This is a genomic window from Buchnera aphidicola (Chaetosiphella stipae setosa) (genome assembly GCF_964059095.1).
Taxonomy (GTDB): Bacteria; Pseudomonadota; Gammaproteobacteria; order Enterobacterales; family Enterobacteriaceae; genus Buchnera_J; species Buchnera_J aphidicola_BP.
In genome coordinates this window covers 182,478-209,344 of record NZ_OZ060394.1, presented here as the reverse complement: position 1 = coordinate 209,344, position 26,867 = coordinate 182,478, and the positions used below count along the sequence as shown (strand labels likewise).

Below are 26,867 nucleotides of genomic sequence, written 5' to 3'. Positions count from 1 at the left end.
TTTTTTTTTTGTATTTTTTTTTTAGATTTTCTTTTTTTTTAAATGTAAATAAGAAAAAATAATATAAAAAAATTTTATTTTTAAGATATTTTAACTTTTAAATTTAAAAAATAAAGAAATGAAAAAGATAGGATAAAAAAATTTTTCGGTGCGAACGGGGCTCGAACCCGTGACCTCCGGCGTGACAGGCCGATATTCTAACCAACTGAACTACCGCACCAATATTTTTTAAAACATTTTTTAAGTTAATTATACTATAATAAAAGAAAAAAACAATATTTTATTTAAAAATTTTCAATTTTCCATAAACATTTAAATTTTTTTTTCATATTTTTCAAATATTTTATATGCAAAATATTTTCTTGAAGATTATTTTTTTGAATATATATATTTTGAGATCTTTGCTTTTTATTTTCTTTTAAAAAAGAGTTTTTTGTTGGTTTCATGAAAAAAAAAGATTGTTGAGAAGACGTCATAAACAAATAAACATTAGCTAATAATTTTGCATCTATAATTGCACTGTGTAATTCTCTATTACAATGAATTTTATAACGCTTACATAACGCATCTAAGTTATTCTTTTTTCCTGGAAAAATACTTCTTGATAACTTAAGTGTATCTAAAATTTTGCAGTACTTGGATATTGCAGAAACATTTTTTTTTAATAGACTAAGTTCATAATTTATAAAACCTAAATCAAATTTTGAATTATGAATAATTAATTCAGAACCTTTAATATAATTAAGAAAATCTTGATAAATTTCAAAAAATTTCGGTTTATCGATAAGAAATTCATCTGATATCCCATGAATTTTATAAGCTTCTTGATCTATTAATCGATTTGGTTGTAAATAAACATGAAAAAAGTTTTTTGTAATTTTACGATTAATAATTTCTACTGCTCCAATTTCTATAATACGATGACCTAAATATACTGGACCAGAAGAAGAATTCATTCCTGTAGTTTCAGTATCTAGTACTACTTGACGAAAATTTTTGTTCATCTTTATCAAAATAAAAAGTTTAAAAATAAATTATAAATGAGAAATAAAAAAATGAAAAATAAAATTACTATTTTTGCAGATGGTTCATGTTTAGGAAATCCAGGGCCAGGAGGTTATTGTACAATTATCGAATATAAAAAATATAGAAAAAAATTTAGTTCTGGATTTTTTTTAACAACTAATAATAGAATGGAATTAATGAGTGTAATAATTGGTATAGAAAAAATTAAAATCTCTTCTAATATTAAAATACAAACAGATAGTAAATATGTATATTATGGAATCACAAAATGGATGAAAAATTGGAAAAAAAATAATTGGAATACAAAAAACAAAAAAAAAATAAAAAATGTAGATTTATGGATCAGATTAAATAAAATTATTAAAAAACATAAACATATTAAATGGATTTGGATTAAAAGTCATTCGGGAAATTTTGAAAATGAATTATGTGATGAATATGCAAAAAAAGCAGCACAAAAACCAACTAAAACAGATAAAACATATATTAAAGAAAAAGGAAAATTATTATGATTTTAATAAAAAATATAAAAATATTTAATGATAATTTAGTATGGATAATTTATAAAAACAAAAAATGTATTATTATTGATCCAGGACTTGCAAAACCCATTATACAAAAATTAGAAAAAAAAAGAATAATACCTATTTATATTTTTATTACTCATATGCATTTCGATCATATTCATGGAATTTCAAAATTAATAAATCATTATCCAAATATAAAAATATTTACACCAAAAAAAATAAAAAATATTCATAAAAAACATCAAAAAATTATAAAAAAAAGCAAAAAAATATTTATTTTTAATAAATTATTTTATATTTTTTTTACACCAGGACACACTACACATGATTTATCCTATTATTTTGATCAATATCTTTTTTGTGGAGATATTTTATTTTCTGGAGGATGTGGAAATACGAAAGACGGATGTTCAAAAAATTTATATAAATCTTTAAAAAAGATTCAGAAATTTCCAAAAAAAACAGTTTTTTTTAATTCACATGAATATACTATAAATAATTTAAATTTTTTTCAAAAGATATATAAAAAAGATCAATTCATTCAAGATTATTTAAATTTTTTACAAAAAAAATCTAAAAACATTATAAATTATAGTTCTCTTGAAAACGAAAAAAAAATTAATTTATTTTTTAGAATTAATGAAAAAAAAATAAAACAAATGATTAATTATTGGTATTGTTCTGAAACAAAAATTGAATATTTTTGTAATTTAAGAAAAATAAAAGATCAATATTAATAATGGAGCTAAGCGGGATCGAACCGCTGACCTCCTGCGTGCAAAGCAGGCGCTCTCCCTGCTGAGCTATAGCCCCTAAAATTTTATGAAAATAAAAATTTTTAAGATAAAGGTGTTTTTTTATAGGCCTGAGCGGATTTGAACCACCGACCTCACCCTTATCAGGGGTGCGCTCTAACCAAACTGAGCTACAAGCCTTTGTGTAAAAAAAGCTTAAATATCAGAAAATTTGTGTGGGCACTTTACAAATTTTATAAAGTGACTTTTAAGGAGGTGATCCAACCGCAGGTTCCCCTACGGTTACCTTGTTACGACTTCACCCCAGTCATGAATCACAAAGTGGTAAGCGTCCTTCGCTAAAAAAAACGATTAAACAACTTGCTTCTTTTGCAATCCACTCCCATGGTGTGACGGGCGGTGTGTACAAGGCCCGGGAACGTATTCACCGTGGCATTCTGATCCACGATTACTAGCGATTCCGACTTCATAGAGTCGAGTTGCAGACTCCAATCCGAACTACGACGTACTTTATGAGGTTTGCCTATCTTTGCAGAGTCGCTTCTCTTTGTATACGCCATTGTAGCACGTGTGTAGCCCTGGTCGTAAGGGCCATGATGACTTGACGTCGTCCCCACCTTCCTCCGGTTTATAACCGGCGGTTTCCCCTGAGTTCCCGGCCGAACCGCTGGCAACAGAGGACAAGGGTTGCGCTCGTTGCGGGACTTAACCCAACATTTCACAACACGAGCTGACGACAGCCATGCAGCACCTGTCTCATAGTTCCCGAAGGCACTTTCTTATCTCTAAGAAATTCTATGGATGTCAAGACCAGGTAAGGTTCTTCGCGTTGCATCGAATTAAACCACATGCTCCACCGCTTGTGCGGGCCCCCGTCAATTCATTTGAGTTTTAGCCTTGCGGCCGTACTCCCCAGGCGGTCGACTTAACGCGTTAGCTTCGGAAGTCATTCCTCTAAGGGAACAACCTCCAAGTCGACATCGTTTACAGCATGGACTACCAGGGTATCTAATCCTGTTTGCTCCCCACGCTTTCGCACCTCAGCGTCAGTATTCGTCCAGGAGGCCGCCTTCGCCACTGGTATTCCTCCAGATATCTACGCATTTCACCGCTACACCTAGAATTCTACCTCCCTCTACGATACTCTAGTTTTTCAGTTTCAAATGCAATTCCTAGGTTAAGCCTAGGGATTTCACATCTGACTTAAAAAACAACCTACGTGCTCTTTACGCCCAGTAATTCTGATTAACGCTCGCACCCTCCGTATTACCGCGGCTGCTGGCACGGAGTTAGCCGGTGCTTCTTTTTTAGGTAACGTCAAAAAATGCATGTATTATATACATTTCTTTCCTCCCTAACGAAAGTACTTTACAACCCTAAGGCCTTCTTCATACACGCGGCATAGCTGCATCAGGCTTTCGCCCATTGTGCAATATTCCCCACTGCTGCCTCCCGTAGGAGTCTGGACCGTGTCTCAGTTCCAGTGTGGCTGATCGTCCTCTCAGACCAGCTAGAGATCGTTGCCATGGTAAGCCTTTACCTTACCATCTAGCTAATCTCATCTGGGTTCATCCAAAAACGTAAGGTTCATTCTTTTCCGAAGAAAAAAATAAATCCCCTACTTTAGTTTTTCAACATTATGCGGTATTAGCTACCGTTTCCAGTAGTTGTCCCCCTTTCTTGGGTAGATCCCCAGATATTACTCACCCGTTTGCCGCTCGCCGACAAGAAAAAAATAAATTTCTTTCTTTCGCTGCCGCTCGACTTGCATGTGTTAAGCTTGCCGCCAGCGTTCAATCTGAGCCATGATCAAACTCTTCATTTTTTAAAACTTTAAAAAACTAAATTAATTCTTAATAAATCATTTTTGCACTTAAATTTTTCTGTGCCCACACAAATTTTCTGATATATTTTAAAAGAACATTACTAATTAAAGTTTTTTTATAATAAATGATATTTCAAAAAATGTCAAATATATTTTCTTAATTTTTATCAAAAGTTAATATTTTAAAATATATAATATAAAATAAATAAAAATATATTATTTATTTATAAATATATAAATTTTATATAAGGTTAAAACATGACAATTCAATCTAAATTAATAAAAGAAATTAAGAATAGCTTAAAAAAAAATAAAATCAAAATTAATACACCAATTATTATTCAAAAAAACAAATTTAAAAAAAAAGGACATTTTCAAGTAAATAATTTATTTCAAATATCTCATGAATGCAAAATAAATTATTTTACTTTAGCAAAAAAAATTATTAACAAAATAAATCTAAATAAAATTATAAAAAGCATAAATTTTTCTAAACCATGCTTTATAAATATTTTTTTAAATCCAAGATGGATCGAAAAAAAAATAGAAAAAAAAGTGAAAAAAAAAATAATTTTTAAAAAAAATAATAAAAAAGTCGTAATCGACTATTCTTCACCAAATGTAGCAAAATCAATGCACGTTGGACATTTACGATCTACTGTTATTGGAGATGCTATGGCAAGAATAATGGAATTCTCAGGATATAATGTTATTCGATCAAATCATATCGGAGATTGGGGAAATCAATTTGGAATGTTAATTGCTTATTTGAAAAAAAAAAAAATAAATCATATAAAAAATATATCAATACAAAAAATTGAAAAAATATATCGTCAAGCAAAAAAAAAATCATTAAAAAATAAAAAATTTTTAAAAAAAACAGAAAAATATACATCAAAATTACAAAAAAATTCTACATATTACAATAATATTTGGAAAAAAGTCGTTCAATTAACACTTCGAGAAAACAAAATAATATATCAATTACTTAATATTAGTTTACAAGATAAAAATATTTTTGGAGAAAGTTTCTATAAAGAAATAGTTAAAAAAATTGTTCCAGATTTAATTCAAAGAAAAATTGCAAGAGTAAAAAATAAAAATGTTATTGTTTTTTTAAAAGATTTTAAAAATAGAAAAGGAGAAAAAATGGGAATTATTCTTCAAAAAAAAAGTGGTGCATTTTTATATTCAGCAACAGATATTGCTTGTATGAAATATAGATGTAAAACACTAAAAGCAGATATAATATTATACTATATTGATTCTCGTCAAAAACAATATCTGCAACAAATATATAAAATTGCTAAAATAGCTGGATATACTACCAAAAAAACTATCATTCAACACCATATGTTCGGAATGGTGTTGTCTAAAAATAAACATCCATTTCAAACACGTTCAGGTAATACTATTAAGTTAATCGATCTTATTAATCAATCTATTAAAAAAGCAAAAAAAATTATCTTAAAAAAAAATGAGAACATTGAATACACTACATTATTAAAGTTATCTAAAATAATTGGAATAGGAGCATTAAAATATGCAGACCTATCTAAAAATAGAAAAAAAAACTATGTTTTTGATTGGAAAAAAATGCTTTCTTTTGAAGGAAATACTTCTTTATACATACAATATACATATATAAGAATCTATTCTATACTCAAAAAGTATAAAAAAAAAATCTCTCATTTAAATAATAAATTCATGATTTCAAATAATTATGAATTATTTCTATCAATAGAAATATTACAATTTAAAGAAACTATATTAAAAACAGTAAAAAATGGACAACCTCATTTACTATGTAAATATATTTATAAACTTGCATCAAAGTATTCAAAATTTTATGAAAAATATAATATTTTAAATAATAAAAACAAAAAAATACGCAATAGTCAATTACAAATGTCGTTCTTAATTGCTAAAATTTTAAAAAAAGGACTAAATATTTTAGGAATTCAAGTTATGAAATTTATATAAAAAATTAAAAATCAATTAAATTTTTTAAAATAACTTTTTTATTATTTGGAATTTCTAAATGAGATAAAACAGAAATATGAGAAAAATGAGGTTTCAACAAACGAAATACAAAATATCTTAAAACTGGATGTACAATAATTACTTTAGGAGCATTAATAGAATCTTGATTTTCTATTGCTTTCTGTGTTTTTTTAAAAAAAATTTTTAAAAAATCAACATTAAGTACTAATTTTTTTTTTAAAGCTGTTAACAAAAAACTCTCTATTTCAGAAGATAATCCTATAGCAAAAATATTATTAGAATTTGCATAAAATTTTTGAACAATATATTTTCCTAAAGAAATACGAATAATATTTGTTAAATCATCAATGTTATTTTGTAAAGAAGAATTTTCTATTAATGTTTCTAAAATAGTTCGTATATCTTTGATTGGAATTCCTTCCAATAACAGATTTTGCAAAACTTTATTTAAAGTAGTTAATGTACATGTATCAGGAATCAAACCCTCTGTTAACTTTGGAAATTTTAAATTGACTTTATTTAATAATTCTTGAGTTTCTTGACGACCAAAAAATTCACTAATATTTTTAGATATTAAATTATCTAAATGAGTCATTATAATAGTTTGAGAATCTATCACTGTATATTTTTTTCTTATTGCATAATCTTTTAAATCTTTTGTAATCCAAAAAGCTTGAAAATTAAATACAGGATCAGAAACTTCCTCTTCAGATAACTTTTCTTTTGAAAAATTAGAATTAATTGCAAGATATTTTTTTAAAAAAACTTCTCCTGAACCACTTTCTACGCCTTTCAAAAAAATTTTATATTGATGTTTTAATAAATTTTTATTACTTTTAATATTCACTTGAGGAGGTAAAAAACCAAATTCATGAGCATATTTTTTTCGAATATAAAAAATTTTTTTTAATAAATCCTCTTTATTATTTCTATACATTAAATTCATTAACTCAGTACTGAAACAAATTAAAATATAATCTTCTAATGGAACATCTTTCCAAGAAATATCAAAATTCATTTTATTATTTTTTAACAAATCATTTTTTAATAAAACTTTATTTTTATTTTGATAAAAAAATTTAATAAAAAATAAAGATATTATAAATAATAAAAAAATAAAATTAGGCATACCAGGCATTAAACCCAAAATTCCAATTATTATCCCGCTTAAAATAAAAATATCATTTTTTGAAAATAACTGATCAAGAATTTGATTACTGACATTTTTATTAGTCTCAACTCGTGTAATCATCACTCCTGCAGCAGTTGAGATAACTAAAGCTGGAATTTGTGCTACTAGACCATCTCCTATAGTTAATAAAGTATATCTTTGTGACGCTTCAAAGATACTCATATTATGTTGAAAAAAACCAATAAATAAACCACCAAATATATTAACTAACATTATTAAAATACTAGCAATGGCATCTCCCCTAATAAATTTACTTGCACCATCCATTGCTCCATAAAAATTAGCTTCTTTTGATATTTCTAATCTTCTTTGCTTAGCTTCTTTTTCTTGAATCAATCCTGCATTTAAATCAGAATCAATAGACATTTGCTTTCCAGGCATACCATCTAACACAAATCGCGCTCCAACTTCAGCTATTCTTCCTGCTCCTTTTGTAATTACAATATAATTTATTATTATTAAAATAATAAAAATAACTATTCCAATTATTAAGTTTTCTCCAACAAGAAAATGTCCAAAAGAATCTATTACTTGACCTGCAGAATTTTCTCCTTGATGACCATATAATAAAATAGCTCTTACAGAAGCAATATTCAAAGACAATCGTAATAAAGTAGTTAACAATAAAATTGTTGGAAAAACAGTAAAATCTAAAATTCTTTTTGTAAACATAGTTATTACAAGAATTAAAATAGATAAAAAAATGTTAAAAGTAAAAAATACATCCAGAACAAAAGGACTTAAAGGAACAATCATCATAGATAAAATCATTAAAATTAAAATCGGACTTAATAATTTTTTTATCTGTAAATTCTGATTTTTTTTAAAAAAATTTAATAAAGAAAAAAAACTATGCATTATTTATTTTTTCCTGAAATATTAATGTTGGATAATTTATATATTTTTTTTTGAAATTGTGGATATTTCCCTCCTTCTTTCTTCCATTTTTTTAATTTCCATAACCATGCGAAAACATCTGCAACTGATTCATATAATTCACGTGGAATATATTTTCCAATTTTTCCTTTTTTATATAAAACTTTTGCTAAAAAAGGAAAATTAACACAAAATATTTGATATTCTTCTCCTAATTTTAAAATTTTTTGAAATAAATACTTTGATCCTTTAAAAATTATTTTAGGAGCTATCATATTATTTTCATTATACTTTAAAACAATTGCATATTTTCTATCTTTAGTAATAATTATATCTGCTTTTTGAATTTCTAAAATATTTTTTTGTTTTATTAAAAACTTCATTTTTTCACGAATTTTTAACTTTATTTGAGGATTTCCTTCGATACTTTTAAATTCTTCTTTCAACTCTTGATGACTCATTTTTAATTTTTTATAATATAAATAATTTTTTAAAAAAATATCTAAAAAAATTATTGGAATACAAAATATTAAAAAGAACAAGTGTATTTCAAAAATTATTTTTATTCCTTCTGAAAAAGAAATAAAAAATTTTTTATAAATTAAAGAAAAAATTTTTACAAGATTTCTTGAAAAATAAATTGTTAAAAATAAAAATAAAATCATTGTTGTGAATAATATTTTAAAAAATTTTAAAAAAATTACATAAGAAAAATTTTTTTTTATTCCTAAAAATATATTTAAACGCTGAATATCAAAATTTATAGCTTTTATATTATAAGAAAAATTCTTAGATAACATGGGAGAAAAAAAAGTTGATAAAACAAGAAAAAAAAATATGATAAACAATACAATAAAAGATTGTTGACAACAATACAAAAAAATACAAATAATTTCTTGAAAATTATCTTCAACAATTTTTTTATCAAAAATTAAACTAAAACGAAAAATATTTATTAAACATGAAAAAAAAATATATTTAAAAAAAAAACAAACCATCAAAAAAATAAAAAGTAAAAATAAAGAATTTAATTTTTTTGAATAAAAATTCATTCCATATTTTTTTGCTTTTTTAATTTTTGTCTTTGTAGGTGCTTCTGTTTTATCTTCATAATTTGACATGAAAAATCCTTTTATAAAAAAATATAAAAAATCTTACAAAAAAATATTTTTTTAAATATAAATATTTATAATATACAATGATTTTAATATAAGCATAAAAAAATTCTAAAAAATAAAATTTTAAAAATTACTTTTATTAAAAAAATAAGCAATTATTCTTAAAAATTAAAACATGAAACAATAAAAAAATGAAAAAAAAAAATTATATTCTTTTTACAAAAAAAGAATTCCCAAAAAATACAAAAAATATTAGTCATCAATTAATGATTAGAGCAGGAATGATTGAAAAAATTTCTTCTGGAATATATACATGGTTACCAAATGGTATACGAGTCTTAAATAAAGTAAAAAAAATAATTCATACAGAAATGAAAAAAAATAATGTAATTGAAATAAATATGCCAATTTTACAATCTTCTAAATTCTTCAAAACAAGCAAAAGAATAAAATTGTATGGGAATGAATTATTTAAAACAAAAGATAGAAATAATAAAATATTTATTTTATCACCAACACATGAAGAAATTATTACTACTTTAATTAAAAATAAAATAAAATCTTATAAAGAATTACCAATAATTTTATATCAAATTCAAACAAAATTTCGAGATGAAATTCGACCAAGATCTGGAATTTTAAGAGCACGAGAATTTATCATGAAAGACGCTTATTCTTTTCATATAAATAAAAAATCTCTTCAAAAAACCTATTTTAAAATATATGCAGCATACATAAAAATATTCAATTCTATGAACTTAAATGTAAAAATAAAACCAGCTAAAAACGGAATTATAGGAGGAAGCATATCACATGAATTTCATGTTCAATATAAAAAAAACAATCAAAAAAATCACTCAAAAAATAAACAAAAAAAAAGCATAGAAATAGCACATATATTTCAATTAAACAAAACTTACTCAAAATTATTTGATTTATTTGTTTATAATAAAAAAAAACAAAAAAAAACATTAGAAATGGGATGTTATGGAATTGGAGTTACAAGATTAATAGGAGCAATTATTGAAAATAATTGTGATGAAAAAGGAATTATTTGGCCTATGCAAATAGCTCCTTTTCACGTTTCTATTATTCCAATTAATTTTCAAAAAGACATTTTAGTTAAAAAAACTTCTAAAAAAATATATAAAAAATTAATAAAAAATAATATCGATGTTTTATTTTACAATACAAAAAATCAACCTGGAATAATGTTCACAGAAACAGATCTTCTCGGAATTCCTTATAAAATTATCATTAGTAAAAAAACTTTACTGAATCAATGCGTAGAATTACAAAACAGAAAAAATAGCATTAAAAAAATGATTAAGATAAAAAAAATTTCTTATATAATTTTAAAAAAAATTAAAATTTTTTAAATAACAAACTACAAAAAAATCTTTTTTACTTTTTTAAAAAAAGGGAATGAATTTAAAAAATATAATAAATTATCTGAAGGAAAAACTTTTAATTTTTGAATGCATTCTGTTTTATTATTCATATTAAATTCAATCAAAATACTTAAAATTGTTTTTCCTTTAAGAAAATAAGAAAGATACTCTCGTAAGCTCTGAATAACTTTTTTTTGATTATCTAAATTATTTTTTAATATCGCTTGTATGTGTAATAAATTTTTTTTTCTTATCGAATATAAATGATTAATTTGATTAGCAATAACTCCATAAGTATCTCTATATAAATTTTTTTTAATAAATCCATTAACAACTATTAAATTATTTTTTTTTAAAACAGACTTTGATTTTGATAATATTTTTGAAAACAAAATTACTTCTAAATTTTTTGTTCCATCATCTAAATTTATTATTGCTATTTTATTTTTATTCTTAGTTAAAAAAAATCTAATATTTAAGATTATTCCAGAAATATCAATATTTTTTTTTTTTTGTAAAATAGAAACGTCTTTTAAATAAACTAAATTAATATAATTTTTTACTTCATCTATATAATATATAAAGGGATTTTTTGATAAATAAAATCCTAAAATATCTTTTTCATGATCTAATTCAATTTTATTTGACCAAGAAGGATTAAAAATAAAATCTTTTTTATGTTTTATAAAATTTTTGGAATTTTTTTTTGAAAAAAAATCTGATTGTTTAGATAATAAAAAATTGCATTGTTGAAGAGAATATTTAATAATATATGGAACTAAATAATATAATTCTATTCTTTTTTTATGAAAACAATCACACGCACCAGAAAAAATTAATTTTTCTAAAATCTTCTTTGTAATAACTTTAGCGCCAACTCGTAAACATAAATCAAAAATATCTTTAAACAAACCATTTTTTTTTCGTTCAAAAAGTATTTTATCAATAGTACTTTCTCCAATTCCTTTAATAGCACCTAAACCAAAAACAATTTCCTGATGATAATTAACAAAAAAATTATTTTTACTAATATTAATATTTGGAATAGAAACTTTTAAATTAATTTTTTTAGCTTCATTAATTAAAATCATTATTTTAGTAGAATATTTCATATCCATAGTCATCGCTGAAGCCATAAACTCAGCAGAATAATTTGATTTTAACCAAAGAGTTTGATATGAAATCAAAGCATACGCAACAGAATGAGATTTATTAAAACCATATCCAGCAAATTTCTCTAATAAATCAAATATTTTGCTAGATAATTCTTGTGAAATATTATTTTTTTTAGCTCCTGAAACAAATCTTTCACGATGAGTAGACATTTCCTGATAATTTTTTTTACTAATAACGCGTCTTAATAAATCAGCTTCACCTAATGTATAGTTAGATAATACCTGAGCAATTTTCATAACTTGCTCTTGATATAAAATTACTCCATAAGTAGATTTTAAAATAGGTTTTAATAATTTATGTTGCCATCTTTTATCAGGATAGTAAATTTTCTCTTTTCCAAACTTTCTATTAATAAAATTATCAACCATACCAGATTGCAAAGGACCAGGTCGAAATAAAGCAACTAACGCAACAATTTCATCAAAAGAATCAGGTTTTAATCGTAATATTAAATCTTTAATTCCATATGATTCTAACTGAAAAACAGCAGTTGTATTAGCATTTTTTAACATAAAAAAACTTTTTTTATCATTTAAAGAAATCTTTTCTAAAGAAAATTTTCCATTAAATTTTTTAAAAAAAGATTTATTAATCATTTTTATTGTATAATCAATTACAGTCAAAGTTTTTAAACCTAAAAAATCAAATTTTACTAAACCAATATCTTCAATATCATTTTTATCAAATTGTGTAACAGAATTTTTTTTTTCTAAATTATCATAATATACAGGTGAAAAATTTGTAATTTTATCAGGAGAAATCACTACTCCTCCAGCATGTTTTCCAACATTTCTAATTACACCTTCTAATCTAGCAGTAGAATCAATAAGCTCTTTAACTTCATTATCATTTGTATACAAAGAATATAATTCAGAAGAAACAGAAATAGCTTGTTTTAAAGTAATTCCTGGATCTAAAGGAACCATCTTTGAAATTCTATTTAAAAAACCATATGGATATCCTAATGCCCTTCCTACATCACGTATAACAGCTTTGGCTGTCATTGTTCCAAAAGTAATGATTTGAGATACAAAATCTTTACCATAAAAATCTGACACATGATTAATCACTAAATCTCTTTTGTTCATACAAAAATCAACATCAAAATCAGGCATAGAAATTCTTTCTGAATTAAGAAACCTTTCAAATAGTAAATCAAATTCAATTGGATCTACTTCAGTAATTTTTAAAGAATACGCAACTAAAGATCCTGCTCCAGAACCTCTTCCTGGACCAACCGGTATTTCTTTTTTTTTAGCCCATTTAATAAATTCCATAACAACTAAAAAATACCCAGGAAATCCCATTTTATTAATTACTTTTAATTCTGTTTTTAATCTTTTCTCATATAAATTTTTGAAAAAAAAATATTTACTTTTTTTAAAAAGTTTGCTTCTTAATCGTTTTTTTAAACCTTGAAATGATTTTTTAATTAAAAAATTTTCCGCACTCATTTTTCCTGTAAAAAATTTTGGAAGAAAATATTTTCCAAAAGAAATGTATACATTGCATCTTTTAGCAATTTCAACTGAATGAAATAAAGCTTCTGGAATATCCTGAAACAGTTTTTTCATTTTTTCTTCGGATTTAAAAAATTGATTTTTATTATATTTTAAAAAAGTCTTTTTAGCCTGATTAATTGATATACCATGATGAATAGAAATTCTAATTATATGAGAATAAAAATCTTGTCTTTTTAAGAATCTTATATTATTTGTTGCTACTACTGGAATTTTATTTTTCACAGAAATATCTAAAATATTTTCGATATATTCTTCTTCATTTACACGACCTAAACGAGATATTTCTAAATAATAAAACCGATTAAAATATTTTTGATAAAAATTTAAATCATTCTTTAAAAAATTATTACTTTTATTTAAAATAAATCTTCCAATACTTCCATCAATTCCTCCTGACAGTATTATTAAACCATTATAGTATTCTATTAACCATTTTTTTTTAATATATACATCTTTTAAACTATTATAATTTCTTTTATAAGCTCGTGAAATTAATAATTTAAGATTCTCATAACCGATATTATTATACGCTAGAACAGTTATTTCATCTAAAAATCCATCTTCCGATAAAATATTAAAATCTGATCCAATAATAGGTTTAATTCCATTTTTATGTGCATACTTATAAAACTTAATTACACCATATAAATTTGTAAAATCTGTAATTCCTACAGATGGCATATTATACAAAATAGATCTTTTGACAATTTCTTCTGGTTTAGATAAACCATCTAAAATAGAGTAATCACTATGAACTCTTAAATGTATAAATGAAGGTTTTTTTAACATTAAATTATTAAATATTCCAAATTAAAAATATTTTTTATGAAATTTCTAAATTTTTTTACAAAAAATTTCTTCTACATAAATTGTAATCATTGCTTGACAAACCAAAATTTTATTAACAAAAGAATATCCTTGAAATTTAAAAAAACCTTTTATTTGATTCAATAAAAAAACTTTAATATACATACTAGAATTAGGAAAAATAGGATGATAAAATTTAGCATGTTTTATATATGTAACATAATTTTTTCTTTGTTTCATGAGTAATTTTTTATCATTCATTCCAATTAAAATTCCAGCTGATTGCATCATTGATTCTAAAATAAATATTCCAGGAAAAATTGGATTTTTAGGAAAATGTCCTAAAAAAAAAGATTCTTCTGAACGAACTTTAAACTTAGAAAATAAAAATTCATTTTTTTTAAATTCTAAAATTTGATCAACAAATAAAAATGGTTTGCGATGAGGAATAAATTTTAAAAAATCATTTGAAAAATGCATTTTTTCAACCAAACATGCTCTTAAAAATACATAAAAAAATTTCATCTTATTTCAAAATAACTAAAATAAGATGAATTTTTAAAAACTAAAATGAAAAGATGATACTTATATTAAGTACCAAAATTTATTTGAAAACTATCTAAATCTTTTTGATCATACTTACCAATTGGTAAAGAATAAGAAAAAGAAATCATACCAAAAGGAGATTTCCATTTTAAAGATAATCCATATGAACCATAAATACTTTTAGGATTACTATAATGAAGTTCTGAATTATCTTGTTGTGAAAGTAAATCCAATTTCCATATATTTCCGAAATCTACAAAAGTAGATACTTGAAAATTTTTTGCATAATCTATATTTAAAAAAGGAATAGGAGAAACTAATTCTACACTATTAATAGAAAAAATATTTCCACCAACAGTTTGTTTTAGATCATGTAAATCCAAATTTTTATTTTCTTCAGCATTAGAAGAATTAACTCTCTTAGGACCAATAGCTCCTAAAGAATATCCTCTTATAAAATAATTATTACTTGCATAAAAATCATCATAATTATTTAATTCATTATTTTGTTGAAAAATTTTCAATCCAGAACAAGTTCGTATTGATAAAAAAAAGTTATTATTTTCTAAAAAAATTGGAAAATATTTATTAGCATTTAAAATAAACTTAAAATAATTATTATCTTGATTTAAAGGAATAATATAATTAGTTGAAAAAAACACATTATTATTTAAATCTAAAATAGGTGAATCAATAGATTCTTGAAATGTATATGCCGCATTTAAATTTATATTTTCATTAATACTTTTCAAAAATTTTATAGAATTATCACTATAAAAAAAATTCTTAAAAGGAAATTTTTTATTTAATAAAGTCTTATCAGTATCTCTACTTTCATGATATGAATATCCTGCAGACAAATTCAAATTACTATTTGAAGAGACATGTATGCCTAACGATTCATTTATTTCATAATTCAACATAGATAAATCTTTTTGACCACCAATATTTAAAAATTTTCTAATCCAATTATATGTATCATTAAAATATTCATTTTTTATACCAAGAAAATCTTTTTTATCGGAAGATAAGATTCGATTAGTAGTTTCTACAAAAAAATTAATATTAGATGAACATTTATCACTACAAAAACGAGGATTTAAAAAAGAAATTTTTAAAGAATTTTTATCAACAGATTTTGCAACAGTTAATGATACAGTGTTTCCTATACCTAAAGCATGAGTGTTATTAAATTGAAAATGTACATCTACATTCTGATTTTCATCTAATCCTACACCACCATTCACAGAATTTTGATTCTTTTCTTTAACAATGTATTGTAATTTAAATAAATTTTTTTGATCTGGATTAGGTAATAATTTAAATTCAACAGATTCAAAAAAACCTGTACTTCTTAAATATTCTAAATCATGCAGAATATCTTTTTTATTAATATAAGTATTTTCTTTTTGTAAAAAATTTTTAAGTAAATAATTTGGCTTAAATAATTTAAGACCTTCAAAAGAAATTTCTTCTACAGTACATCTTTGATTTGTTTTAACCTTAATTTCCAGTTTAACTGTATTACGATCCGAATCTATCAAAGGATTGACATGAACTTCTGCATTTAAATAACCTAAATCTGAAAGCTTAGCAAATAAAAATTCTTGAAAATATTCAATATCATTCAAATCAAAAATTTGATTAATATTTTTTTCAAGTAATTCATGCAAATCTTCTTTCACAAATGATGGTACACCTCGATCCAAGATAAAATCTGTTAAATAAAATTGATCACCTTCGTAAATATCTAAATTAATAGAAACTGTTTTATCATCATCAGAATAAACAATACTACGAGTAATATTACAATTTACATATCCTTGACTGTGATAAAAAAAATATATTCTTTTCATATCCTCTATAAGATTTTGAAAAGAATAATTATCCTTAAAAGATCTTCTTTTAAAGAAATTTTCTTCATAACAAGTTAAAAGACTAGCAAGTTCACTCGATGTGTATTCTTGATTTTTATGAAAATTTATTTCTTTAATTTTGTAAGGTTCATCTTCTAGCACAAATATATTTAAAATTACTGATTCTCCTAATGTAGAAGAATTTTGATTCCAATTATCTTCCACAGATAAATATATTGTTGTCCCTTTTCTTAACATCTCAGAATAATACGCTAAAAGTTTTTCCTTAAATATAATGAATTTTTTTCGATCAAGAAAACCATTTTCATAAATCCCCAAACTATTTAAAATTTTTTTAATAACTTGTTCAGGAACATTATTATTTCCTGTAATATTAATTTTAGATAAAATTGGAAATTCTCGTACTGTAACAGTAACTACTCCGTCTGAAACATCTACACTCACAGATTCAAACTGTTCACTTGCATACAATCTATCTATACTGTCATCTATATCATTTTGTGTAACAACATTATGAACATTAAAAGTTAAATATTTTTTTGCCTCTTCTTGAGTTACATTCTCTAATCCTTGAAACTGAATACTTTTACATATAAAACTTTTACTTGCATGTAAATTTTGTATACTTAATATACAAAATAAAGCAAGAACTAAATTTCTTATATTAATTAAATAAGTATTTTTTTTAAAAAAAAACATTTTTTTCTCTTTTAATAAATAAAAATTTTGAAAAATAAATTTAAAAAATAAAGTTTATAAAAAAAATTTTGAAGAAATTTTTTAAAGAAATATATTTAATATTTTTCTAAATTACAAAATTTTAACAAATTACTTTAATAATGCAACAAAAAAACTATTAAATAATAAAAAATTTTTTCATGTATAAAATACATATAATTTATACGTTTCTATTTATACAAATGTAAATTTAAATATAAAAAAATATAAAATATCTTTTTGAAAATTGTAAAAAAAAATTTTATAAAATACTATAAAAATTTTATCTTAAATCGTATAAAAAATAAATAAATTATTAAAATATAATTAATTAAAAAAATTTACTAAAAAATTTTTTTATATAAAATATATTTAAAATTCTTGTAATTCTCTTATTTTTATTTTCATTTTAGAATCTATATTTTTAATATACACATTTGTTAACAATTGTATACTGTTTTGAAGTTTTTTTTCTTCATTTTGACTAATTTTTTTTTCTTTATATAAATTTTTAATAATTTCATTTGTATGTCTTCTAATAATTCTTACAGAAATTTTACTCTTTTCAGCCATTTTCTGCAAAATTTTTATTATACTTAATCGTCTCTCTTCTGTTAAAGAAGGAATTGGTACCTTAATTGTTTTTCCAATAGAAATAGGATTTAATCCTAAATTACTATTCATAATGACTTTTTCTACTTCAGTATTAATATTACTATCAAAAGTATTAATACGTAAAGTCCTGGAATCTTCTACTACTATATTAGAAATAGAACCTAAAGTCATTTTTTTCCCATAATAATTAATAAAAATATCTTTTAATAAATCAGGGGAAGCTCGATTCATTCTAAGTTTATTAATAGATTGCGAAAAATTCTCTATACAATTTTTCATTTTTTTTTCTGCTTCTATCTCAATATTTTTTATCATAATTTCACTCTAATAAATAGAAAAAAATGTCACACAAAGATAACTTTAAAATATTTTCGATTTTTATAAAATCTAAAAAATCAATGAATTAAAGTTCCTTCATTTAATCCTTGAACAATCCTTAATAAAGAATTAGGTTTTCGTATATTAAAGATACGAATAGGTAAATTATAATCTCTTGCTAAAATAAAAGCAGATAAATCCATAACTTTTAATTCTTTTTTTAAAACGGTTTTATAACTTAATTGAGAATATAATTTTGCCTCAAGATTCTTCTTTGGATCTGAAGTGTAAACTCCATCTACTTGAGTTCCTTTTAAAACAATGTCTGCTTTAATTTCAATAGCTCTCAAACACGCTGCAGAATCTGTTGTAAAAAAGGGATTACCAATTCCTGCTGAAAAAATTATAACATTTTTCTGAGACAAGAATTTTATTGCTCGATTCCAATTATATGTTTCACAAATTCCATTTAATGGAATCGATGACATTAATAAAGTTTTTATATGCATCTGATTCATAAAATTATTTATTGCTAAACCATTAATAATGGTAGATAAAATACCAATTTGATCAGCTATCACACGATTAAAACCAATCTTTTGTAATTGTTGACCACGAAACAAATTACCAGCGCCTATAACAATACCTAATTCTACATTTAAATCAACAATTTTTTTAATTTCTTGAGATAAAAAATTCAAAAAAAAACTATCGATATTGTTTTTATTTTTTAAATTTATTAAAGATTCTCCACTTAATTTTAAAATTACTCTTTTATATTTAAGTAAACGATTATTTTTAAACATAATTCAACCTATAGAAAAATTAAAAAATATAAAAAAATTTTAAAAAAATATATTTTTAAAATATATACTCTCCTATTTCAAAACGCATAAAATTTTCTATAACAATATTGTTTTTTTTTAAAAATTTTTCCACTTTTATTTTAGGATCAATTACAAAATTTTGCTTAGTAAGAGCTATCTCACTAATAAATTTTTTCATTCTTCCAGAAACAATTCTTTTTGCAATAAACTCATTTTTTCCAGACTGTAATGATCTAGATAATTGAATTTTTTTCTCTCTAGACAGAATTTTTTTAGGAATATTTTCAGGATTTAAATATAAAGGTTTACTTGCAACTATATGCATAGCAACCAATTTAATTAAAGAAAAATTATTTGAATTACTTTTTAAAAGAACTCCGATTCTTGATCTATGTAAATAAGAATATAAAAACTTTCCTTGTAAAAAATAAAACCTCGAAATTTTTATGTTTTCATTAAATATAGATACTAAATGAATTCTTTCATTTTCAAATTTTTTTTTTAAAAAATCAAAATCAAAAATTTTTTTTTGTAATGCAAAATTAAGAATTTTTTCTCCAAAATTAATAAAATTTTTATCTTGTGAGACAAAATCTGTTTCACAATTTAATTCTAAAATTACACCGACATGATCTTGAATCTTTTCAAAAATCATACCTTGTAAAGTTTTTCGAGATATTTTATTTAAAGCTTTATTCTTACCTTTTTCACGTAAATAGTCTATCGATTCATTTATATTTCCTTTCTTTTTTAACAAAGCTTTTTTACAATCTAATATTCCAACACCAGTTAACATTCTTAATTTTTTTACTAAATCAGACGAAATTTTCATAATAAGTCCCATGAATAAAAGTTTTCTAGTATCTTAAAAAAAAAATTCTAAATTAATACAAATATAATTCTTATAAAAAAAATACTTTTTAATTTAATTTTTTTATTTTATTTGTATTATTACACAAAACAGAAACAACATTTTTTAGATAAAAATTTACTGATCTAATAGCATCATCATTTCCAGGAATAATGAAATTAACTCCATCAGGATTAGAATTAGTATCAACAATTGAAAAAATAGGAATATTTAAATTATTAGCTTCCTTAATAGCAATTTTTTCGTAATCTGCATCTATTACAAATAAACAATCTGGAATACCACCCATATCTTTTATTCCGCCTAAACTATTTTCTAATTTTAATAATTTTCTAGAACGCATTAAAGCTTCTTTTTTTGTTAATTTATTAAAAACACCATTTTTTAGCTGCATTTCTAAATCTTTTAAATGTTGTATAGATTGTCTTACTGTTTTCCAATTTGTTAACATACCTCCTAACCAACGATAATTCACATAATATTGTTTACAAGATATTGCTGTTTGTTTTATTAAATTCGAAGCAGATTTTTTAGTACCAACAAAAAGTATCTTTCCTTGTTTTAAATGAATTTTTTTTAATTGTAATAAAGCATTATGAAACATTGGAAGAGTTTTTTCTAAATTTATAATGTGAATTTTATTTTTAGAACCAAAAATAAATGGTTTCATTTTCGGATTCCAATAACGAGTTTGATGTCCAAAATGTATACCAGCTTTAATCATCTCTTTCATAGAAATTTTTATCATATATTCCTCAAAATTTTTTTAAAAAAAATTAAAATTATCTATATTTAAATAGTTTTCATATATTTTTTCAAAATAAAATATTTTTTTAAATATCAGTACTAAAAAATATATATTATAATAAACCATATAAATAAAATTAGAAAATTAATTACATTTATTTTTTTTTTCAATGATAAAATACACCAATTAATATAATTAAAATAAAAAAATATGATTATTATTAAAAATAGTTATGATATTAAAAAAATGAAAGAAGTATGTAAATTAACTGCAGATGTTTTAGATTTTATTAAAAAATATATTTCTCCAGGAATTAGTACAGAAGAAATTAATAAAATTTGCCATAACTATATCGTTAATAAAAAAAAATCTATTCCAGCATGTCTAGGATATCAAGGATATCCGAAATCTATTTGCGTATCTTTAAATAATGTTGTCTGTCACGGAATTCCAAATAAAAAAATTATTTTAAAAAATGGAGATATATTAAATATTGATATTTCATTAATAAAAAATAATTATTTCGGAGATTCATCTAAAATGTTTATGGTAGGAAAATGTTCTCATATAGCAAAAAAATTATGTAAAGTAACTTTAGAAAGTTTATATTCATCTATCAAAATAATTAAGCCAGGAATTAATTTAAATAAAATTGGAAAAACAATTGAAAAAATAGCTAAAAAAAACAATTTTTCAGTTGTACAAGAATATTGCGGACATGGTATTGGAAAAAATTTTCATGAAGAACCATACGTTCTACATTACAATGAAAAAAAACAAAATATAATTCTTCAAAAAGGAATGATTTTTACTATAGAACCAATGATTAACGCAGGAAAAAGAAATATATTTTGTGACAAAGATAACTGGACTGTTAAAACAAAAGATAATAGTTTATCAGCACAATATGAACATACAATATTAGTCACTGAAAATGGATATGAAGTCTTAACTCTGAGAAAAAAAGAAAAGATATAAATATAAAAAAATATTTAATTAAAAAAAAAGGTAAAAAATGAAAAATAAAAAAAAAATCATAGAAAAATATTTTGAAGAAAGATATGAAAAAAAAAATGATAAAAAAAAAATTCTACAAGTCGTAAATAAAATTATTAAAATGATCAACTCGGGAAAATTACGCGTTGCAGAAAAAATTAATAATAAATGGGTTACACATCAATGGATTAAAAAAGCGATATTATTATTTCTTTTGTATCAAAAAAACAAAGTTTTTCAAGGTAAACTTACATCTTATTATGACAAAATTCCATTAAAACATGAAAATTATAATAAATTTTCATTTAAAAAAGATAATATTCGATCCGTTCCTGCAGCAATAATTAGATACGGATCTTTTATTGAAAATAATACTATACTTATGCCTTGCTTCATCAACATTGGAGCATATGTTGGAGAAAATAGTATGATTGATACATGGTCAACAATTGGATCATGCGCTCAAATCGGTAAAAACGTACATATATCTGGTGGAGTTGGGATTGGAGGAGTATTAGAACCATTACAAAACAATCCAACAATTATTGAAGATAATTGTTTTATAGGTGCTAGATCAGAAATAGTAGAAGGAGTAATTATAGAAAAAGGATCAGTCATATCAATGGGTGTTTTTATTGGAAAAAGCACAAAAATATATGATCGTACAAAAAATAAAATTTATTATGGTAGAGTTCCTAAAAATTCAGTTGTTGTTTCTGGAAGTCTTCCTGCAGAAAATAAAAAATATAATTTATACAGTGCAATAATTGTTAAGAAAGTAAATCATCAAACATTAAAAAAAGTAGAAATAAATAAATTATTAAGAAATAAAATTTAAAAAATTCAATAAATAAAAATAATATAAATCTAATATTTTTATTTTTTAATATAGCCCAATTAAAAATATTTATTTGGGCAATAAAATATTTTCTATTAAAATATAAAAACTTGAAATAAAAAAATTCAAAAAATAATTTTTTTAAAATAAAAATACGATAAATATTAAAAAATTCAATTATATCTAATCTTAATTAAAACTAATTTAATTTATAAAAACCTTATATTTTATCTTTTAGAGTAATTATATTTAAAAAGATATTAAATAAATATAATAATTCTTGATATAAAAAAATAAAATGAAAAAACACTAAAAAACCGAGTTTACAAAATACCTACATTTTTTAATTTATATGTTTTATAAAATTTTTTAAAAAAAATCATAAAAAATAACATTAAAAAATATATAAAAAAAATTTTAAATTATATTTAAATAAAATCGCTATTTTAAAATTTTTATTTAAAAAGAATAAAATATATAAATAAAAAAATATTATTTTCTTTCAAAATAAAAACTGAAATACAATCGTATTTTGAAAAATTTTATTTAAAATATTTTTTTATAGAAAATGACAAACTAAAATTTCTAAAAAATTTTTATTTTAAAAAAATATGTATCACTATCAAAAAACAAAGAAAAGAAAAAAGAATAAAAAAAATAAAAAAAAAAAAATCATTAATTACTTTAATAAAAAAATTCTAAAAAATTTATTTTAAAAAAAATAAAACTTTTTCGAAAATAATATAAATATATTATTTTTTTTAAAGAAAATTTATAAAAATATCAAATATATCAGTGAAAAAATTTTATATAATATTTTATTTTTATAAAATTTTTATTTATATTTTCTATTTTAATAAAAATATATTTCTTTTTTTTTTTAAATATCATGTATGATGTAAATAATATACAAAGATTAAAAAATATTAATAATTTAAGAAAAGTTTCTTATGAAAAATTTTTATAAGAAAAAATTTATATAATTTATTAGAAATCTTATCAAATAAAATATAAAATAGAAAAATAGAAAAAAGTAATATATAAAAAAAATCTCTTATCAAAAATTATAAAAAATTTTACTAAAAAATTTCTATTATATTTATAAAAAATTTAAACAAAAATATGATTCGAGAATAAAATATGAAAATTTTTTCTGGTGCAGAAATCGTTGTCAAATCATTAATTGATCAAGGAGTTAAACATATTTTTGGCTATCCTGGAGGAGCAGTCTTAGAAATATATGACGCATTAAATCTTATGAAAAAGAAAATAAAACATATTCTTGTGCGTCATGAACAAGCAGCTGCTCATATGGCAGATGGATATGCAAGATCTACAGGAAAAGTAGGAGTTGTTCTCGTAACTTCAGGACCGGGAGCAACTAATGCAATCACAGGAATAGCAACAGCATATATGGATTCTATTCCAATTATTATCTTATCTGGACAAGTTGAATCAAAATTAATTGGATACGACGCTTTTCAAGAATGTAATATGTTAGGAATTTCTCAACCTATTGTGAAACATAGTTTTTTAGTGCAAAAAACAAAAGAAATTCCTCATATAATTAAAAAATCTTTTTTAATAGCATCAAATGGAAGACCTGGTCCAGTTGTTATAGACTTACCCAAAGATATTTTATCTTCTCAAAAAAAAGAACCTTATATACATCCTAAAAATATTAAGATAAAATTATATAATAAAATAAAAAAAATAAATAAAGAAATCATAAAAAAAATAACTAAAAAAATTATCAAAGCACACAAACCAATTATATATATTGGTGGTGGAATCATACATTCTAATAGTTCTCAAGAATTAAGATTATTTGCAGAAAAATTAAACATACCTGTTACGAGCTCTTTAATGGCTCTAGGCGGTTTTCCTGGAAATCATAAACAAAATTTAGGAATGATAGGAATGCATGGAAAATATGCAGCAAATATGAGTATGCATTATTCTGACTTAATTTTTGCACTTGGAGTAAGATTCGATGATAGAACAACAAATAATATTAAAAAATATTGTCCATTTTCAACTATTATACAAATCGATATAGATCCAACTTCAATTTCTAAAACAATAAAAGCAAATATTAAAATCATAGGAGATATTAAAAAAATTTTAAAAAAAATGATTAAATATTTGCAAACCATAAAAAAAAAATTTTCTTCAAAAAGATTAAAAAAATGGTGGAAAAAAATTAATACATGGAAACAATTTAACTGTATAGAAATTCAAAACACTCCCAAAAAAATAAAACCTCAGCAAGTAATTAAAGTACTTTCCAAATTAACTAGTGGTAAATTTTATATTACTTCCGATGTAGGTCAACATCAGATGTTTACAGCATTACATTACACCTTTGAAAAACCGAGACAGTGGATTAATTCAGGAGGATTAGGAACAATGGGTTTTGGTTTACCTGCTGCTTTAGGAGTAAAAATTGCGCTACCAAAAAAAAATGTTATTTGTATTACTGGAGATGGAAGTATACAAATGAATATTCAAGAGCTATCAACAGCTATGCAATATAAAATTCCTATACTAATATTGAATTTAAATAACAATTCTTTAGGCATGGTTAAACAATGGCAAGATTTAATATATTTTGGAAGACATTCGAATTCATATATGAAATCTTTACCAAATTTTATTAAATTAGTAAAATCTTATGGTCATACTGGCATATCTATTTCTAAACCACATGAATTAGAAAAAAAAATAAAAAAATCTTTAAAATATTTATCACAAAAAAAACTTGTCTTTGTAGATGTCAAAATTGATTCTTCTGAACATGTTTATCCCATGCAAATCAAAGGTGGAGGAATGAATGAAATGCGATTTAAAAAATAAAAAACACTCTACAATATTAAACATATTATTAGAAAATGAATTTGGAGCTTTGTTGAGAGTAATAAGTATTATTTCACAATATCAAAAAAACCAAATTAACAACTTAACAGTTTTTTTAAAAAAAAATAAAAAAATTTTTGATATAACAATTGAAATAATAGGAAAAAAAGAAGATATTAAAAAAATTCCAAAAAAATTATATAAATTAATTAATGTAATAAAAATATATCAGATCAAAAAAACTAATTTTATTATTCAAAAAAAATTCTTAATTAACATTCAAAGTAATCAAATATTTTTTGAAAAAATAAAAAAAATTTTAAGTTTTTTTAAAACAAAAATAATTTATTTTAAAGATTTAAAATATATAATAGAAATATCAGAAAATTCGAAAAAAATGAAAAAAATTTTAGAAAAAATTAAAAAACTCGGAAAAATAATAAAAATTTCTAAATTAAAAAAAATTATAATTTCTAAAAATTAAAAATTATCATATAAATTAACATTGTTCAGAAAATATAAAATGCATATTCCTGTATTACTAAAAAAATCTATTCAAGCATTAAAAATCAAAAAAAATGGAATTTACATAGATGGAACATTTGGTTCTGGAGGACACAGCAAATGTATTTTAGAAAAAATAAATAGTTATGGAAAATTATATGCAATAGATCGAGATCCTGAATCCATTAAAATTGGAAAAAAAATTCAAGATTCAAGATTTACTATCATTCACGATTTGTTTTCAAATATATACAAACACTGTAAAAAATATAAAATAATTCAAAAAGTTAATGGAATTATATTAGATTTAGGAATGTCATCTATGCAATTGGATAATGTAAAAAGAGGTTTTTCATTTAAAAATAATGGACCATTAGATATGAGAATGAATCAAAAAAATGGATTTTCCGCATCTAATTGGTTAATGAATGCAACAGAAAAAGAAATTTTTAAAGTGTTAAAAAAATATGGAGAAGAAAAATATTCTAAAAAAATTGCTTTTCATATTATCAAAAAAAGACCAATATTACAAACACATGAACTACATAAAATCATTTCAAAAATCACTCCTCAAAAAAATACAAAATCCTCTAAAAGAACTTTTCAAGCAATTCGAATCAAAATAAATAATGAATTAAATGAATTGAAAAATTTTTTAAGTAAAGTTCTTCAGATACTTGCGCCTAAAGGAAGATTATGTATTATTAGTTTTCATTCATTAGAAGATAGAATTGTGAAAAAATTTTTATTTAAAAATAGTAGAAAAATTCCAAATTTACCAAAAAATATTCCATTAACTATCAAAGAACTAAAAAGAATTGGAAAAAAAAAATATAAATTAAGAATTTTTAAAAAAATATCCCCTACAAAAAAAGATATTCTAAAAAATTCTAGATGCAGAAGTGCAATTTTAAGAACAGCAGAATTAAAATAA

Annotated in this window: 19 protein-coding genes, 3 tRNA genes and 1 rRNA gene; 9 read left to right on the top strand and 14 right to left on the bottom strand. The window is 22.5% G+C overall.

Annotation, left to right across the window (positions count from 1 at the left end; genetic code table 11):
- Window positions 1–146: 146 nt before the first annotated feature.
- Both AB4W52_RS00895 and dnaQ read right to left on the bottom strand, forming a co-directional pair.
- Window positions 147–220 (bottom strand) — tRNA-Asp (locus AB4W52_RS00895).
- A 64-nt stretch (window positions 221–284) separates the two neighbouring features.
- A complete protein-coding gene (dnaQ, locus tag AB4W52_RS00890) occupies window positions 285–1,004 on the bottom strand; it encodes a DNA polymerase III subunit epsilon (protein ID WP_367675474.1) in 720 nt (239 codons plus the stop codon).
- Window positions 1,005–1,055: 51 nt separating this feature from the next.
- Here dnaQ and rnhA point away from each other — a divergent pair, with 51 nt between their 5' ends.
- Window positions 1,056–1,538, top strand: a complete 483-nt coding sequence (rnhA, locus tag AB4W52_RS00885) for a ribonuclease HI (RefSeq protein ID WP_367675473.1) — start codon at window positions 1,056–1,058, stop codon at window positions 1,536–1,538.
- Window positions 1,535–2,290, top strand: a complete 756-nt coding sequence (gene gloB / locus AB4W52_RS00880; RefSeq protein WP_367675472.1) for a hydroxyacylglutathione hydrolase — start codon at window positions 1,535–1,537, stop codon at window positions 2,288–2,290. Before rnhA ends, gloB begins: the two co-directional genes overlap by 4 nt.
- 3 nt (window positions 2,291–2,293) lie before the next feature.
- Here gloB and AB4W52_RS00875 read toward each other — a convergent pair.
- From AB4W52_RS00875 to AB4W52_RS00865, 3 genes are all read right to left on the bottom strand, one after another.
- Window positions 2,294–2,366 (bottom strand) — tRNA-Ala (locus AB4W52_RS00875).
- Window positions 2,367–2,413: 47 nt separating this feature from the next.
- Window positions 2,414–2,488, bottom strand: a tRNA-Ile gene (locus AB4W52_RS00870).
- Between the two features lie 68 nt (window positions 2,489–2,556).
- Window positions 2,557–4,133 (bottom strand): 16S ribosomal RNA (locus AB4W52_RS00865).
- A 258-nt stretch (window positions 4,134–4,391) separates the two neighbouring features.
- On the opposite strand from AB4W52_RS00865, the gene argS reads away from it, so the two are divergent.
- Window positions 4,392–6,116: an arginine--tRNA ligase gene (argS, locus tag AB4W52_RS00860; RefSeq protein WP_367675471.1), complete on the top strand. Its 1,725-nt coding sequence runs from the start codon at window positions 4,392–4,394 to the stop codon at window positions 6,114–6,116.
- Window positions 6,117–6,120: 4 nt separating this feature from the next.
- Here argS and AB4W52_RS00855 read toward each other — a convergent pair whose 3' ends face one another.
- On the bottom strand, window positions 6,121–8,187 hold the full coding sequence (locus AB4W52_RS00855) for a flagellar biosynthesis protein FlhA (RefSeq protein WP_367675470.1): 2,067 nt from the start codon (window positions 8,185–8,187) through the stop codon (window positions 6,121–6,123).
- Complete coding sequence (locus AB4W52_RS00850; protein ID WP_367675469.1) at window positions 8,187–9,326, bottom strand: EscU/YscU/HrcU family type III secretion system export apparatus switch protein; 1,140 nt, start codon at window positions 9,324–9,326, stop codon at window positions 8,187–8,189. The genes AB4W52_RS00855 and AB4W52_RS00850 overlap by 1 nt, the downstream gene beginning before the upstream one ends.
- Before the next feature lie 188 nt (window positions 9,327–9,514).
- Here AB4W52_RS00850 and AB4W52_RS00845 point away from each other — a divergent pair, with 188 nt between their 5' ends.
- Window positions 9,515–10,702: an aminoacyl--tRNA ligase-related protein gene (locus AB4W52_RS00845; RefSeq protein WP_367675468.1), complete on the top strand. Its 1,188-nt coding sequence runs from the start codon at window positions 9,515–9,517 to the stop codon at window positions 10,700–10,702.
- 8 nt (window positions 10,703–10,710) lie between these two features.
- Here the strand turns inward: AB4W52_RS00845 and dnaE are convergent, their stop codons facing one another.
- The 7 genes from dnaE to rpsB form a co-directional block, all read right to left on the bottom strand.
- The gene (gene dnaE / locus AB4W52_RS00840) at window positions 10,711–14,202 is read right to left on the bottom strand and encodes a DNA polymerase III subunit alpha (RefSeq protein WP_367675467.1); all 3,492 of its coding nucleotides are present in this window, start codon (window positions 14,200–14,202) and stop codon (window positions 10,711–10,713) included.
- Between the two features lie 45 nt (window positions 14,203–14,247).
- Window positions 14,248–14,712 (bottom strand): 3-hydroxyacyl-ACP dehydratase FabZ family protein, encoded by a 465-nt coding sequence (locus AB4W52_RS00835; RefSeq protein WP_367675466.1) that lies wholly within the window; start codon window positions 14,710–14,712, stop codon window positions 14,248–14,250.
- 98 nt (window positions 14,713–14,810) lie between these two features.
- On the bottom strand, window positions 14,811–17,342 hold the full coding sequence (gene bamA, locus AB4W52_RS00830) for an outer membrane protein assembly factor BamA (RefSeq protein ID WP_367675465.1): 2,532 nt from the start codon (window positions 17,340–17,342) through the stop codon (window positions 14,811–14,813).
- A gap of 390 nt (window positions 17,343–17,732) precedes the next feature.
- Entirely contained in the window at window positions 17,733–18,290 is a 558-nt protein-coding gene (gene frr / locus AB4W52_RS00825; protein ID WP_367675464.1) for a ribosome recycling factor, read from the bottom strand.
- Window positions 18,291–18,370: 80 nt separating this feature from the next.
- Complete coding sequence (pyrH, locus tag AB4W52_RS00820; RefSeq protein WP_367675463.1) at window positions 18,371–19,099, bottom strand: UMP kinase; 729 nt, start codon at window positions 19,097–19,099, stop codon at window positions 18,371–18,373.
- 55 nt (window positions 19,100–19,154) lie between these two features.
- On the bottom strand, window positions 19,155–19,952 hold the full coding sequence (tsf, locus tag AB4W52_RS00815; protein ID WP_367675462.1) for a translation elongation factor Ts: 798 nt from the start codon (window positions 19,950–19,952) through the stop codon (window positions 19,155–19,157).
- 88 nt (window positions 19,953–20,040) lie between these two features.
- Entirely contained in the window at window positions 20,041–20,739 is a 699-nt protein-coding gene (gene rpsB, locus AB4W52_RS00810) for a 30S ribosomal protein S2 (RefSeq protein WP_367675461.1), read from the bottom strand.
- A gap of 210 nt (window positions 20,740–20,949) precedes the next feature.
- Here rpsB and map point away from each other — a divergent pair, with 210 nt between their 5' ends.
- From map to rsmH, 5 genes are all read left to right on the top strand, one after another.
- Window positions 20,950–21,717, top strand: a complete 768-nt coding sequence (map, locus tag AB4W52_RS00805) for a type I methionyl aminopeptidase (RefSeq protein WP_367675460.1) — start codon at window positions 20,950–20,952, stop codon at window positions 21,715–21,717.
- A gap of 37 nt (window positions 21,718–21,754) precedes the next feature.
- Window positions 21,755–22,573, top strand: a complete 819-nt coding sequence (gene dapD, locus AB4W52_RS00800; RefSeq protein ID WP_367675459.1) for a 2,3,4,5-tetrahydropyridine-2,6-dicarboxylate N-succinyltransferase — start codon at window positions 21,755–21,757, stop codon at window positions 22,571–22,573.
- A 1,140-nt stretch (window positions 22,574–23,713) separates the two neighbouring features.
- Window positions 23,714–25,429 (top strand): biosynthetic-type acetolactate synthase large subunit, encoded by a 1,716-nt coding sequence (gene ilvB / locus AB4W52_RS00795; protein WP_367675458.1) that lies wholly within the window; start codon window positions 23,714–23,716, stop codon window positions 25,427–25,429.
- Window positions 25,407–25,913, top strand: a complete 507-nt coding sequence (gene ilvN, locus AB4W52_RS00790; protein ID WP_367675457.1) for an acetolactate synthase small subunit — start codon at window positions 25,407–25,409, stop codon at window positions 25,911–25,913. Before ilvB ends, ilvN begins: the two co-directional genes overlap by 23 nt.
- A gap of 39 nt (window positions 25,914–25,952) precedes the next feature.
- Window positions 25,953–26,867, top strand: coding sequence for a 16S rRNA (cytosine(1402)-N(4))-methyltransferase RsmH (rsmH, locus tag AB4W52_RS00785; RefSeq protein ID WP_367675456.1), 915 nt, complete (start codon window positions 25,953–25,955; stop codon window positions 26,865–26,867).

Bases quoted from the DNA above. Each gene is read 5' to 3' on its own strand.
- dnaQ (WP_367675474.1), bottom strand. From the start codon at position 1,004: ATGAACAAAAATTTTCGTCAAGTAGTACTAGATACTGAAACTACAGGA.
- rnhA (WP_367675473.1), top strand. From the start codon at position 1,056: ATGAAAAATAAAATTACTATTTTTGCAGATGGTTCATGTTTAGGAAAT.
- gloB (WP_367675472.1), top strand. From the start codon at position 1,535: ATGATTTTAATAAAAAATATAAAAATATTTAATGATAATTTAGTATGG.
- argS (WP_367675471.1), top strand. From the start codon at position 4,392: ATGACAATTCAATCTAAATTAATAAAAGAAATTAAGAATAGCTTAAAA.
- AB4W52_RS00855 (WP_367675470.1), bottom strand. From the start codon at position 8,187: ATGCATAGTTTTTTTTCTTTATTAAATTTTTTTAAAAAAAATCAGAAT.
- AB4W52_RS00850 (WP_367675469.1), bottom strand. From the start codon at position 9,326: ATGTCAAATTATGAAGATAAAACAGAAGCACCTACAAAGACAAAAATT.
- AB4W52_RS00845 (WP_367675468.1), top strand. From the start codon at position 9,515: ATGAAAAAAAAAAATTATATTCTTTTTACAAAAAAAGAATTCCCAAAA.
- dnaE (WP_367675467.1), bottom strand. From the start codon at position 14,202: ATGTTAAAAAAACCTTCATTTATACATTTAAGAGTTCATAGTGATTAC.
- bamA (WP_367675465.1), bottom strand. From the start codon at position 17,342: ATGTTTTTTTTTAAAAAAAATACTTATTTAATTAATATAAGAAATTTA.
- frr (WP_367675464.1), bottom strand. From the start codon at position 18,290: ATGATAAAAAATATTGAGATAGAAGCAGAAAAAAAAATGAAAAATTGT.
- pyrH (WP_367675463.1), bottom strand. From the start codon at position 19,099: ATGTTTAAAAATAATCGTTTACTTAAATATAAAAGAGTAATTTTAAAA.
- tsf (WP_367675462.1), bottom strand. From the start codon at position 19,952: ATGAAAATTTCGTCTGATTTAGTAAAAAAATTAAGAATGTTAACTGGT.
- rpsB (WP_367675461.1), bottom strand. From the start codon at position 20,739: ATGATAAAAATTTCTATGAAAGAGATGATTAAAGCTGGTATACATTTT.
- map (WP_367675460.1), top strand. From the start codon at position 20,950: ATGATTATTATTAAAAATAGTTATGATATTAAAAAAATGAAAGAAGTA.
- dapD (WP_367675459.1), top strand. From the start codon at position 21,755: ATGAAAAATAAAAAAAAAATCATAGAAAAATATTTTGAAGAAAGATAT.
- ilvB (WP_367675458.1), top strand. From the start codon at position 23,714: ATGAAAATTTTTTCTGGTGCAGAAATCGTTGTCAAATCATTAATTGAT.
- ilvN (WP_367675457.1), top strand. From the start codon at position 25,407: ATGAAATGCGATTTAAAAAATAAAAAACACTCTACAATATTAAACATA.
- rsmH (WP_367675456.1), top strand. From the start codon at position 25,953: ATGCATATTCCTGTATTACTAAAAAAATCTATTCAAGCATTAAAAATC.